The organism is Marinobacter sp. EVN1, assembly GCF_000475375.1.
In the GTDB taxonomy this organism is placed as follows: Bacteria; Pseudomonadota; Gammaproteobacteria; order Pseudomonadales; family Oleiphilaceae; genus Marinobacter; species Marinobacter nauticus.
In genome coordinates, this window is record NZ_AXCB01000007.1 from 95,869 (window position 1) to 108,490 (window position 12,622).

Below are 12,622 nucleotides of genomic sequence, written 5' to 3' on the forward strand. Positions count from 1 at the left end.
AGCCCACTATGGTTGTTCCACTTTCTTCAGAAAAGCCGCGATGTCGTCGAATGCCTCGTCTGCCTCAGGGAGAAGTGGCGTGAAGATGTGCCATACATGCACCATGTTCTGCCAGGTGTGAAGCTCCACCGGTGAACCCTGGGCTTTTGCCTTGGCAGCGTAACGCGTGGCGTTGTCCAGCAGCATTTCCGTGGTGCTTGCGTGGATAAGCACGGGTGGCAGCTTGTTAAGCTCGCCCCGCAGAGGTGATGCAACCGGGTTGGTGGGAGAGATTCTGAATGCGGCAAGTGTTCCCCACCACAGCACGGGCAGCGGGATTTTGGACAAACCACCAAACACCGGGCCCAGTAGTGGGTCCGTGCGAATATTCTCGCGATTGCTCGGCGCCGTCAGCGTGAGATCCGTGGAGGGTGACAGGGCAACGGCGGCATCGGCCTGCCGCAGGCCATTGTCGCGAATCCACGCCAGCAGAGACAGGGTATGGCTGCCGCCCGCTGAATCTCCGGCAACCACCATGAAGTCGACAGGCGCTTCGCCGTCCGGGCCATGATTCAGTAGCCATGCATAGGCCTGGCGGCAGTCCCGAATGCCATCCATGAACCGGTGTTCGGGCATGAGCCGGTAATCAACCGCAAAAACGGCAGCATTGGCAATCCGGGAAAAACGGTCGGTAATCGCCCGGTGACTGCGAGGGCTGCCAGCAGCCCAGGCACCGCCGTGAATATAGAGCACACGTCGGCGGGGGTCGGCCCCGGGCGACAGTATCCATTCGCCACGTGGATGATCCTGATGACGGATGTCCGATTCGATATCCACGCCTTCACCCAGGCTATCCAGGTGATTGCGGAGGGCGATCAGCCGGGCTTTGCCCTTCAGGCCGCGGGAGGCGCGCCCCATGTCCTTGATGCGTTCGATGACCTCATCATGAGCCGGGTTTGGAGCAACCTCCTTCATAACCCAGTCCTGGCCGTCGTACTCGGAAAGATCCTTTACCCGGAAGATCAGCAATGTGATCAGGACAACAAGAGTAACGACAGCGAGCAGAAACCAGAGCATGGACAATCCTTGGGGCGCGAGACACAGGGCATTGGGACGACTATAGTCGAAACAGCGTTAAGCATATAGGAGTGCGCCGTTTTGCAAATAGCCTATCGGGCCCGGGATATTACCGAAGCTCACATCATTGCTGGCCTGCTGAGGGCCAATCACATAGAGGCGCACGTAGGCGGACATTATCTGCAGGGCGCGCTGGGCGAGATCGGCGCAGCCGGCTTTACCAACGTGCATGTCGCTGACGAAGACTGGGTTCTCGCCAGAGCCTTGATTGAGGACTACGAGGCAAACCGACTTGAGCAATCCTGAGGCTTCAGGTGGTTAACGGATAGCGTTCCAGCACGGTATAGACCGAGCCGCTCTGGCCTGGAGTACTGTCAAACAGCGCAAAGTCCTGAACCGACCAACTGCCAAACCGGGTGCTCCGATAACGCTCGATCAGCTCGGCCACCGAGCCCGCGCCAGCCCGAAAGCGGCTCAGTGTGATGTGAGGTTTGAATGAAGGATTCTGGAGAGTGAAGCCGTCGTTGGTGAGCCCTTGGGCAAGGGTGCGTTGCAGTTCCCTCAGTTCATCCTCGTGAGAGACCCCCGCCCAGAGGATTTTCGGGCTCTCCTCCTTGCCGAAGCAACCCAGCCCGGCGGCTTCCAGCTCAAAAGGCGTATGGGCCACCTTTCTGGCGTTATCCCGAGCCTGGGTTACCTGTTCGCTCTCCACCTCTCCCAGAAACGCCAGGGTTAGGTGAAGCTGGGCTTCGCTTTGCCAGCGGGCACCGTTAATGTCAGTTTTTACCGTTAAGAGGCTGGTCTTGATCGACTCAGGAATTTCCAGCCCGAAGAACAGTCTTGGCATAAACTCCTCCTTAGTCGGGACGTAGCCCGGTCTGGTCAATGTTGTTATAGTATAACGTTTTTGAGGCCAGAATTATGTCCAGCATTTCCCGACCGATTCCCACCAACCTGATTCTGGGGTTTCTTGGCGTTGGCAAAACCACTGCCATTCTGGACCTGCTACGCCAGAAGCCGGAAGGGGAAACCTGGGCGGTACTGGTGAACGAGTTCGGCGAGGTGGGCATTGATGGTGCCATCCTGGAGACCGAGGGGGCGGTGGTGCGCGAGGTGCCGGGTGGCTGCATGTGCTGCGTCGCGGGGCTGCCCATGCAGATCGGCCTGAACCAGCTGATTGCCAGAGCCAAGCCGGATCGTCTGCTGATTGAGCCCACGGGCCTTGGTCATCCTTCCCAGATTCTCGATACCCTGACCGGAGAGCATTATCAGGATGTCCTGGCGTTGGGGCCGGTGATTACTCTGGTGGATCCACGCAAGCTCGAGAACCCGAAGGTGCTTGAGAATGTGCAGTTCCGGGATCAGATCGAAGCTGCCGATATTCTGGTCGCCAACAAATCGGATCTGTGCACGGCACAGCAACTCTCGGCGTTTGAAGACTGGATTGCCACGCTGCCCCTGACGAAGCGTGCCGTTTACACGACAAGCCAGGGGCATTTGGCGCCCGGGTGGCTGGACGGTGAGATGGAGCGTCAGCCGGTATCCAGCCCGGCTGCCCATCAACAGCGTGCTGCACTTGATCTTCGCCCCCCGGCACCGTCTCTGGACGAGCAGCCATGGCAGTGGATGCCCAACCGTGGTCAGGGGCATTACAGCCTGGGCTGGCGCATCCACCCGGAAATTCAATTCTCTGAGGCGTCTCTGCTGGCAACGGCGATGGACGAACGTCTGGTGCGGTTCAAGGCCGTCGTGCATACCCTGGATGGTTGGCGCGTGATCAATCAGGTGGAAGGTGCGTTGACCGTTCAGCCCTGTGAGCCGGGAGAACAATCGCGGATTGAATTGATCAGTTCAGAGCCTTTGGCAGAGAACGATCTGGATCTGGAAATGAAACGCGCCGCCGGGTTGGCAGAGTGAGGGCCCGGAACGGGCCCTCGGTGCATTACTGGTGACCGTAGATTCTCATGCGGGTGTTCTGCACAGAGAGGTTGTCCAGTGTCAGGGAACCGATGCTGGTTCCGCCCACCAGAACCTGGCCAATCTTCATGTCTGCGTCAAACTGCTGCAGATCAATCGCCAGGGAATCGTCCGAGCTGCCGAAGCGTTGGTCTTTATAGACCTCCACAACGATATCCGCGGCGGCATCCAGAATGGTCGGGCCATTGCCGCCAGTTGCTTTGTCAGCAACCTTTTCGAGATAGGTATTCTTGGTGAGCTGCAGGTCACGAATACCGATCGCGAGGAAGTCGACATCGATATCCAGATCGGAAATACCGACCTTTGTGTCCAGGGTCAGCTTGTCGGTCGCGGTATCCACCGTGATGCCGACCTTGTTGAAGATACCCCTCATTGAAAAGTTGCTTGCCAGCAGCGTGGAGTCTGTGTTGCCCTGCAGGCTCCATTCACCGGTTGTCACGCCAAAATCGATAGGAGCTGCGGTGATTGGCAGTACGTTGATGATGGCGTCGCCATCCGCGGCAACGTCGATCTCGATCTTGATATTGTCGATCAGGTCGGTGTAATCCTTGAAGGCCAGGCTTCTGCCAATCTCGATGTCTTTGAACATCTCATCTTCATAGCCGGCACCAGCACCGCCGATGCTGATGTCCTTGATGGCGAGAGAGCCTTCATCGGTATATCTGAATTCACCAATGTTTACTTTGGTTTCGAGCTCGATGGTGACACCGGCCTGACCGGTGATGCTGCCCATCTGAGCATCGTCGATTGGTTTAAGTTCTGCCTGCGCGGCAAACGGCGCGCCGATGATAGCCAGTGCTAGCAGATTTCTTTTCAGGCTTTTCATTGCATTGTTCCTTTTTTGATTTTGTTTTTACTGCGTATGAGGTCCACGGCCAGCCGCGCTGGCCATGGACCCGCCTCCGGCATTGCCGGAAGTTCTTACTACTCTGGAGTCAGCTCCAGATCGATGGTGTTGCCCGGGCCTGTCATGAACTGATTCAGCAAGCTTGTGAGCAAGCCGCAGTTCTCCAGTGCCGGCAGCTCATAGACACCGCTTACCGTGCCGCCGGTGGCAGGCGAGAAGTTGGAGCCTTCAACGGAAGTGAGCTGGATATCAACTGGCTGGCTGGTCTGGCACTCTTCGCCACCACCAATCTTCACCGGCAGGCCGAACAGTTTGATGGCAACCTTGGGCACCTTCACGTACAGGTGAGAGTTCGCCGTCAGCTTGCCGTCGACCAGAGAACCGGTGGTTACTTCAGCCTGTTCAAACTCAACGTTTGCAGATGCGTGGATCTTGCTGAACAGGAGTTTGATGGAGAAGTTGCCAGAGGTTGGCTCAACATCCAGGTCCGCTTCGAACGTGCCAGAAGCAAGATCAAGGAGTGTGGCAATGCTGCCAGTCAGAGGCAGTGTGCCGCCGGTAGCTTTGATCAGGGTTGAGCCTTCAAGGCCCAGCAACAGTTCCAGGGTCGGATTTCCGGTCTGCTCATACGCTTCGGCAGTGACCGGAACCTGGATCTCCGGATTCTCGGAATCGCTGGAACGGATCACCAGGTTGGCGTTGCTCACGCCTACCGAGGCTGCGGTAAAGGCTACCTGAACAGCGCAGCTCTCGCCGGCCGCGACGGTGGTACAGTCTGTCGACTGGGTGAAGTCGGCTGCGTTCGCGCCTTCCAGTGCAATGCTGTCGATTTGCAGAGCAGCGTTGCCACTGTTGGATACGGTCACTTCGGCACTGGCGGATTCACCCAGGAGTATCCGGCCAAGGTCGATGGACTCCGGATTGACGCCGATTTCGGGAACCGGTGCCAGGACTCCACGGCCGGTCAGTCCAACGTCCACAGAGGGTGTTTCGGCGTCGGTAGACTGGATAGTCAGAGTGGCGTTGCGGGTACCTTCCGTGGATGGTGCGAACGTTACGTCGACATCACAGGAGGCACTGGGTGCAATGGTGGTACAGCTATTGGTTTGTGTGAACACTGTGGAATCTGTGCCACCAATGGAGATGCCATTGATGCCCAGCTCCGAATTGCCGGTGTTGGAGATGGTAACGGTTTGCGTAGCGGTCAGACCGGCCTGAACGTTGCCAAAGGCCAGCTCCTCAACGCCGACATTGATGCGGGGCGCCTCAACCGTATCGCCTTCGACGAGAACGGTCTGGAGCAGGTTGTCCTGGTCTGGAAGCTGCACGCAGTCTGTGGTGATCTCGCCGATAGGCGCCGGGGCTATGTCACCATTGGCGGTGCGAGCAATCAGATCCAGGGACAGGGAGCCGACGCGAATCTCAGCCTCACCGATATCATCATCGGTGAACAGCACCTCGGGAGCTGTGCCTGCAGCGGGAACGTTAAACTCTCCGGTCTCGGACGGAATGTTGGTTGGCGGAATGTCCAGCTTTACGATCTGTTCAAACGTGCGGTTGACCGTCACGATTTCGTTGATGCTGGTGGCAACCCCCTCGAGGGTCTCTGAATTGACCAGCTTCAAACCAGTGCGTGCGTCGTCATTAACGACGGTAATGGCGTCAACCTGAAACTGCGGTGTGGGTTGTCCAACGGTAGCGACCGGCGGTATGTCGGCGCTGATCTGGGCGCGAATGGGTTGGGTGCCGATCAGTGGGAACGGGCATTCAAAGGCCAGTTCCAGGGAAACCTGCTCGGCAGACGCATTACCTGCGCCCCCCGCCATCAAAGCCGCCGCGGCAATCGCGGGGCCGAGCTTGCGGACACTCGTATTGAGGTTCCTGAGTTTCATGAGTTCGTCCTCTGTACGTCGTTATTTGTTGTAGTGGGTTGCAGACAACACCGATAAGGACTGCTCAATCGGACTTGCAAAGATCCCTTTGCCATACGTGTTCACGTATGAGTGCAGCGTTATTAGACGGGGAGAGGGTGCCGCGGGTCATTGCTTGTCGCGGCACCGTTTTTGTTCAAAGCGGAGAGAGGCGAAGGGATTGTCTAAACCGTGAACGGTGTCAAAACGAAAGGTGAGCTGTGTTCACTTTTTTGAGCGGGCTTGCCGCCGAACGTCGCCAGGGGTTGTGCCCGTCCAGGATCGATAGGCTTTGGTAAAACCGGCCTGGTCACTGAACCCCAGTTTTTCGGAGATGGACTCCAACGGTACGTTGGTGTCTTTCAGATAAAGGGTGGCGAAGCTTTCGCGAATTTCGTTCCGCAATTCCCTGAACGATGTGCCGGCGCTGGCAAGATGCTGGCGCAGGGTGCGCGGGCTGATATCCAGGCGCCGCGCAATGTTTTCGGTGGTGCAGGGGCGGCCGGGTTGGCTCATGATCAGTTCGCGAACCTGCATGGCGGTCTCGTCGGCTTCCAGATTGCCCGGTTTTCGATGGCATCGGGTACGGGCTACCAGAAACTCCAGGTTAGCCTCACTTTTAGGGGCTGGTGAGCCCTTCAACGGCATGGTGACCTGAGCAACCGGCGCCTCGAATTCGAACTCGCATCCAGGGGCCAGGAGTTGCCAGTCCTCCAGCGAGGCAGACGACGGGAAATCAAACTGGAAGTTGAAGTTGCTGCAAACCTGGCATGAGATACGGTGAATGCTGCCCATATAGATTTTGGTCAGGCAGGGTCTCAAGTCCTCCACGCCCCAGGTATCGATCAGCCGGATGCGGAATGTGGAGCCGGTCGATTCCAGTTCCATGTCCATCAATGGCAGGCCTACGCGCAGGTATTGGACGATCATGCTCACCAGGCGTCGCGGATTTTCCTGACCCAACATGGCGAACCCGAGAAGGCCGTGACTGGGCAGGTCCAGTTGTTGGCCAAATTCGAACGCCGCGCGTTCGTCGGTCATCAGCCAGTCCGCCTGTCGCAGCAAATCCATGACCTGATGCATGGACAAGCTGGCGTCCGGGTTATTCAGCATTTCGTCGGTGATGCCGGTATTGGCAAGAATGGTATGCCGCTTTACACCGCGATGTTCCATAAAACGGACAAAACGGCGGGCATAGCGAGCCGAGACGATCGGCACTTCCAGTGCAAGTTCGGATGACGTTTCCATGTTCCTGTCTCTGAGCCGGGGGCTTCCTGGCACTTAGCCTTGAATTGTTCTGTTGGTATCATTCAAGAGGTACTATCCGGCTCCTCTCTACTCTGCGGCAGTATAGGCAGCGGGAAAGGGGGGCTTTTACGTAGCCGGTCACAAACCTGCCGCATGGCCGGATATGACAATGAAACTTTTGTCAGGTTGAAAGTGCATGATTGAAAAGCCGGAGCCTAAGGAATGTCTTCAAGCGCACTGCCCGGTTTGCCGAACCGGGCAATTGGCGCCTTTTCGGACGATTGGAGATCAGCGCTATCTTCGTTGCGGTTTGTGTCAGGCAACGGTCATGGCCCCGGAGTGTCGTTTGGCTGAGGACCGGGAGCGGGCCGTTTACGAGTTGCACGAGAATAGCGAGTCTGACCCGGGTTACCGGCGGTTTCTCACCAAACTCGCGGAGCCCTTACTGGCACGTATGGAAGCTGGCGCCTGTGGCCTGGATTTTGGCTGCGGGCCCGGTCCGGCATTAGCGAAGATGCTGGAAGAGGCCGGGTTGGCGGTGGCTCTTTACGATCCGTTCTTCTATCCCGACGACCAGCTGTTGACGCAGCGGTATGACTTTGTCACCTGCACGGAAGTCGTCGAACACCTTTACCAGCCGGCCGAGGTGTTCCAAATGCTGGATCGCCTGTTACGGCCTGGCGGCTTGCTTGGCATCATGACCTGTTTTCAGACCGACGACGACCGTTTTGACAACTGGCACTACCGGCGTGACCCGACGCATGTGGTGTTCTACCGGGAGTACACCTTTGACTGGCTGGCGCAGCACTACGGCTGGGATCTCGAGATTCCGGCGAAAGATGTTGTACTCCTGAGGAAACCGGTTTGACCGGTTGTTAATCCGTTTCTGATGGACAGGAGGGTATCGCCGGGCATCCCGCCGGATTTGCCCCTTTGGACAGGATGTCATCGCCGGCTGACTCAAACCGGTCCGGTGCCAGCGTGGCCGCACAAGCCGAGGCCTTTCGAGCCTGAGCCGGGCACCCGGCATCGTTCAGTGCTATAGCGAGGTTGTTCCAGCCTTCAGAGAACTCCGGGAATTTGTTGATGACTTCCAGGAAACCGTCAGCGGCCTTCTGATGACGCCCTAGCTGGTACTGGAGATTGGCTTTTGCCATGAGTGGTGTTGGCTGCTCTTGCCACTTTGATATTGCCGTTTCGTAGGCCTGCTGAGCTGCGAGAGTATGGCCTGTTGTTTCAAGATCGTGGGCCGCCCGGAGGTATGGAAGCATTTCACCGGTGGCGGGTATCCGATCCGGTGGCAGAATGACGGTAGCCCAGTGGTCTGCCTTGGCCCAGGTGTTGTAAAACACTTTATACGGCATTTCATAATGGCGCCGGGTGTCCGTGTTCAGAATCAAGACTTGCCTCTCGGTGTCGTAACCGACTACCACGGCGAAATGCCACTGAGGCCACCAGCCCAGGCGCAGGTTCTGCATGATCAGAACGGGATTGCCAGCTTCAACCTCGGCGAGAACTGCCTCGGGCTCTGGTGGTAAACGGTATACCAGCATATCGTGGGACCGCGCACCCGCAACCATTTCCACTTGCAGAGAGCCTTCCTTGCCCGGCAGATAGACCAGTTCTTTCAGAATATCCGGATTGGTCTCCAGCCCCTGTGCGTTCAGCATCATGGCCAGCGATGCCGGACCGCACTGGTATTTTTCTTGCGGATAGAAGGGAACACTCTCAAGCAGTGTGGCAGAGCTTGCTGATTCAGCGCTACGGGGCGTGGTATCTGGCCAGTCCGGGGTGGATGCGCACCCTGCCAGCAGAACGACGGCCGCCAGAATGACGGCCGTAGTGTGTTCAGGAAACCTGCTCGCTTTCAACATTACAAATCAGCGAATGCATTTCACGAAGGGGAACAGATCCGTCGCGCAGAGCATATCGGTTATGATGAACACCACCAGGAACAGAACAATGATGCCGACGACCCCCTCGCCGGTTGGTGCTTCGGCCAGTTGTTGCTCGAACTCGGCCAGTTCGGCCGGCGTCAGATTCTGGATGCGCTCCGCAACCTGGGCTTCTGTCACGCCCAGTTGCTGCAGTTTTGCCTTCACTTCCTGATCTTCAAGCATTTCCAGCAGTTGTTGCCGGTCCAGATCGACCTGCTGTTGCTGGATCAACTCACCGGTACCCACCATGCCTGCGTTGGCGGACATGGAGAAGGTGGTCGTAAACGTGAGGAGTACGGCCATGGTCAGTGAGAACTTTCTCAAGTGCTTTCTGATACCGTTCATGTGAGGCTCCTTTCTCTGTTGTATTCCAGTACAGTAGATAGCGATCTGTACTCATTCAACATACAAAACGTTCACACAGCCGCTCGGGTTCCATGACTATTTGGTCATTGCGCGGGCGTTCAGGTACTCAGCGAAAAGCTTCAGCAAGTGATTGGCATCAGGGGCAGGGCGTACACCCTGCAGCAGGCTCTGGGCGTCCAGGCCTTCGGCGACGATGTCCGGAAATTGGACTTCGAGGTAGGCTTTCATGATGGCTTCGGTGAATTCCGGATGAAACTGCACGCCCCAGGCATGTTCGCCAACCCGGAACGCCTGGTGTGGCTCGAAGGCTGAATTGGCAAGCAGTACAGCGCCCGGAGGGAGCTCAAGTGCTGATTGCTTGTGGGTCAGGTGGGCGGGGAATTCTGCCGGCAACTGACTGAACAGGGGGTCTGAACTGGCGCTGTCGAGCAATCGCACGGTGTGCGTGCCGGTCTCGCGGCCTTTAGGATGGTAGTCTGCCTTGCCACCCATAGCGTGGGCCAGCAACTGGTGGCCATAACAGACTCCGAGAAGTGGAACCCTGGCCTCGACTGCCTGTTTTATCCAGCGGGCGGTTTCTTCGCTCCAGTGCGCTTTGTCGCTGACCATTGCCGGCGAGCCGGTAATGACGATACCAGCCCAGTCGCTGGGAGCAGACGCGGGTGGTGTTTGCACGGCATCCAGCACGGTAAGGTCAAGATCACCGTTGAGGTTGCGGAGGAACCAGGCGTCGAAATCACCAAACTGATCCCGTATCTCCGGGTAGGTTGAGCCTGTTTTCAGGATAATAACCTTTGGCTTTTCCACGCCTGCTACCTCCGCGATGTCGCGCCCCTGTGACTACTTTTTGCCAGCAGAGGTTATTCCTGCGGCAGTTCTGCGTTGTGGAATACGTTCTGTACGTCGTCCAGATCGTTCAGCATGTCGAGGAATTTCTCGAACATCGGGATGTCGTCGCCTTCTACCACGGTGGTGGTTTTTGGCAGGAACTGGATCTCGTCCACATCGAACTCAATGCCTTCAAACGCGGCTTCCAGAGCCTGTTTGGCTTTGGCGTATTCGGTGTTCGGGGTGAATGCCGTGATTTTGCCGTCTTCGCTTTCGATGTCGGTAACGTCCACGTCGGCTTCCATCAGGGCTTCCAGTACGGCCTCTTCATCCTGGCCGGCGAATGCAAAGATGGCGCAGTGATCAAACATGTGGGCCACGGCGCCCGGGGTGCCGATCTTGCACTTGGTTTTGGTGAACGCCAGGCGAACATCGCCAAAGGTTCGGTTCGGGTTGTCAGTCAGGCAGTCCACGATGACCATGCAGTTTCCGGGGCCATAGCCTTCGTAGCGGGCCGGCGCATAGTCTTCGCCTGCACCACCCTTGGCTTTGTCGATGGCTTTTTCAATAACGTGGGTGGGCACCTGGTCTTTCTTGGCCCGCTCAATCAGCCCGCGCAGGGAAAGGTTGGCTTGCGGGTCGATGCCACCAGCCTTGGCGGCCATGTAGATCTCGCGGCCGTACTTGCTGTAAACCTTGGTTTTCGCGGCGGCCGTTTTGGCCATGGATTCTTTGCGGTTTTGGTAGGCTCTGCCCATATTCGCTGCCTCTAGGGTTCAGTGAAAAGGCGGATTTTACTGAACCTGAGCGGATTGCAACAGGCCTGATTTCGCAGCTTTTGCCAGGAGGTGGTTCCGCGTCCCTGCGGAACCGGGTTGTTACACGTATTCCACCGGCTGGCGATAGTTGTCCTGGGATACCAGATCAATGCCACAATCCATATCGCTGACCCAGTTAAGGAAGCGATCAATCATCACCGGGCCTTCAAAGCGTTTGCCATGCTGGGGCACGATCATCGACACGTCCATGTCTCGAACCATGTTGGCCCAAAGACGACAGACTTTCTTGGAAGCAATGTAACGGCGGTGGAAGCCGATCATGTTCGGGATGTGTTTGTCGAAATCTTTCACCGGCTCGTGGTCGTCTTCGCCGCCCATGGACGCGCCGAGGTCACCTGAGAACAGGATTTTTGAGACCGGATCGTAGAATTGAAGGTTACCGACCGAGTGCATGAAATGCGCCGGCAGGCACTGCAGATAAGTCTCCCCGAACCTCACATTGGCGCCGCCGTCAGGAATACTGACGATGCGGTCGTAGACGCTGCCGCTGAGCTGGTTGGTGACGTAGCTGGACACCAGGTGCGGCAAGAAGCGCGCCCACAGCTTTGAGGTAACGATTTTTGCCCGGGTGTGGACAATCCAGCGGTCGATGGCGCCGATGATGTCCGGGTCCTGGTGGGACGCGAAGACATAGTCCATATCGCGGATGTTCATGTACTTGGACGCGGCGACGGAGAGTGGGGTGTAGGTCAGATCTCCGCCGGGGTCGATCAGGGCTTCGTGTTTGCCATCAACAATCAGGAACTGGTTGGACTGAACGCCTTCGCCAGTGACCAGGGAATCGAACATCAGGCACTTGTGGTGTCCGTTGTCGAAGAGAACAATCGGTGCTGCCGCCATTTCTGTCTCCCGCAAAGCAGTAGGGTCTTCGGCTTCAGGCACACTTATAGCCCGATGGCCGGATATTGCAAACTGCGCGGGAGAGTACAGAATTGACAAATATAAATTGTTGCCTCAGGTCAATTATCTGATATTCATCAAGTTACCGATTGTTGCCTGCGCTCCCACAGGCTTACGCCATTGACGGCAGGCGTTTGATACCACGGCGTAATCCCTTTTCCAGCGCGACCTGAACCGCTTTGCCGGTAAACGGCACAATATCCTCAAAACGGATGGAGTACTGAATACGGGTTCTTCCTTCGCCTGCATCGGAGAACAGAATACGCCCCAGGTGATTACGCAAAGGGCTGATGCTGCTGATGGTGTACTCAATCAGAGAGTCGGGTTCAAAACCGAGTACGGTTTCCTCAAGAGACAGCGGGCCAATGCCGATCTTGCGAACCGAGCCAATGCCGTTGGGGTCTGCCTGGTCGCTGTCCTTGATACGCTTGACCGGTGCCCCGACCAGTTTGCCGAAGCGGTGGTGGTCGGCAAAAACGGCAAAAGCCTTGCGCCTGGGGACATCGAAAGTTTCATCAATTTCAATGGTGTACTGTGCCATGGTGCTGCTCTTGTTGTTAGACGGTGTTCAAGGTTAACCGTTCACCGGGTTCAACAAAAGTCGCAGGCGCGGGTTTTCATCACTGAGAACTGGTTAAAACAGGCCATCGGTTTGTTGGTTGGTATTCCGGAGGCTGGTGGTTATAATCGGGACTGCTCAGGATGAGTCAGTTC

General features: G+C 56.9%; 14 protein-coding genes. 3 read left to right on the forward strand and 11 right to left on the reverse strand.

Annotated features, from left to right (window positions below; genetic code table 11):
• Nucleotides 1–6: 6 nt before the first annotated feature.
• Nucleotides 7–1,056, reverse strand: coding sequence for an alpha/beta hydrolase (locus tag Q674_RS23920; protein WP_023007974.1), 1,050 nt, complete (start codon nt 1,054–1,056; stop codon nt 7–9).
• Between the two features lie 81 nt (nt 1,057–1,137).
• Between Q674_RS23920 and Q674_RS23925 the strand changes: the two genes are divergently transcribed.
• Nucleotides 1,138–1,362, forward strand: coding sequence for a DUF2007 domain-containing protein (locus Q674_RS23925; RefSeq protein WP_011785634.1), 225 nt, complete (start codon nt 1,138–1,140; stop codon nt 1,360–1,362).
• 4 nt (nt 1,363–1,366) lie between these two features.
• Here Q674_RS23925 and thpR read toward each other — a convergent pair whose 3' ends face one another.
• Entirely contained in the window at nt 1,367–1,903 is a 537-nt protein-coding gene (gene thpR, locus Q674_RS23930) for an RNA 2',3'-cyclic phosphodiesterase (RefSeq protein WP_023007975.1), read from the reverse strand.
• 74 nt (nt 1,904–1,977) lie between these two features.
• Between thpR and Q674_RS23935 the strand changes: the two genes are divergently transcribed.
• Entirely contained in the window at nt 1,978–2,973 is a 996-nt protein-coding gene (locus tag Q674_RS23935; RefSeq protein ID WP_023007976.1) for a CobW family GTP-binding protein, read from the forward strand.
• A gap of 25 nt (nt 2,974–2,998) precedes the next feature.
• On the opposite strand, the gene Q674_RS23940 is transcribed toward Q674_RS23935, so the two are convergent.
• The 3 genes from Q674_RS23940 to Q674_RS23950 form a co-directional block, all read right to left on the reverse strand.
• Nucleotides 2,999–3,859, reverse strand: a complete 861-nt coding sequence (locus Q674_RS23940; RefSeq protein WP_011785631.1) for a DUF6160 family protein — start codon at nt 3,857–3,859, stop codon at nt 2,999–3,001.
• A gap of 98 nt (nt 3,860–3,957) precedes the next feature.
• Nucleotides 3,958–5,772 carry a choice-of-anchor D domain-containing protein gene (locus tag Q674_RS23945; RefSeq protein WP_023007977.1) on the reverse strand — a complete coding sequence of 605 codons (1,815 nt, stop codon included), beginning with the start codon at nt 5,770–5,772 and terminating at the stop codon, nt 3,958–3,960.
• A gap of 243 nt (nt 5,773–6,015) precedes the next feature.
• The gene (locus Q674_RS23950; RefSeq protein ID WP_023007978.1) at nt 6,016–7,038 is read right to left on the reverse strand and encodes a helix-turn-helix transcriptional regulator; all 1,023 of its coding nucleotides are present in this window, start codon (nt 7,036–7,038) and stop codon (nt 6,016–6,018) included.
• Between the two features lie 196 nt (nt 7,039–7,234).
• Here Q674_RS23950 and Q674_RS23955 point away from each other — a divergent pair, with 196 nt between their 5' ends.
• Nucleotides 7,235–7,906 (forward strand): class I SAM-dependent methyltransferase, encoded by a 672-nt coding sequence (locus tag Q674_RS23955; protein ID WP_051993022.1) that lies wholly within the window; start codon nt 7,235–7,237, stop codon nt 7,904–7,906.
• Between the two features lie 7 nt (nt 7,907–7,913).
• Here the strand turns inward: Q674_RS23955 and Q674_RS23960 are convergent, their stop codons facing one another.
• The 6 genes from Q674_RS23960 to Q674_RS23985 form a co-directional block, all read right to left on the reverse strand.
• Complete coding sequence (locus tag Q674_RS23960; RefSeq protein ID WP_023007980.1) at nt 7,914–8,912, reverse strand: PA2778 family cysteine peptidase; 999 nt, start codon at nt 8,910–8,912, stop codon at nt 7,914–7,916.
• Between the two features lie 6 nt (nt 8,913–8,918).
• Nucleotides 8,919–9,320 (reverse strand): PA2779 family protein, encoded by a 402-nt coding sequence (locus Q674_RS23965; RefSeq protein ID WP_023007981.1) that lies wholly within the window; start codon nt 9,318–9,320, stop codon nt 8,919–8,921.
• A 96-nt stretch (nt 9,321–9,416) separates the two neighbouring features.
• A complete protein-coding gene (locus tag Q674_RS23970; RefSeq protein WP_023007982.1) occupies nt 9,417–10,148 on the reverse strand; it encodes a glutamine amidotransferase in 732 nt (243 codons plus the stop codon).
• Between the two features lie 53 nt (nt 10,149–10,201).
• Nucleotides 10,202–10,927 (reverse strand): YebC/PmpR family DNA-binding transcriptional regulator, encoded by a 726-nt coding sequence (locus Q674_RS23975; RefSeq protein WP_023007983.1) that lies wholly within the window; start codon nt 10,925–10,927, stop codon nt 10,202–10,204.
• 120 nt (nt 10,928–11,047) lie between these two features.
• On the reverse strand, nt 11,048–11,848 hold the full coding sequence (locus Q674_RS23980; protein ID WP_023007984.1) for an MBL fold metallo-hydrolase: 801 nt from the start codon (nt 11,846–11,848) through the stop codon (nt 11,048–11,050).
• A 172-nt stretch (nt 11,849–12,020) separates the two neighbouring features.
• Nucleotides 12,021–12,449 (reverse strand): SRPBCC family protein, encoded by a 429-nt coding sequence (locus tag Q674_RS23985; protein WP_022992924.1) that lies wholly within the window; start codon nt 12,447–12,449, stop codon nt 12,021–12,023.
• Between the last annotated feature and the right edge of the window lie 173 nt (nt 12,450–12,622).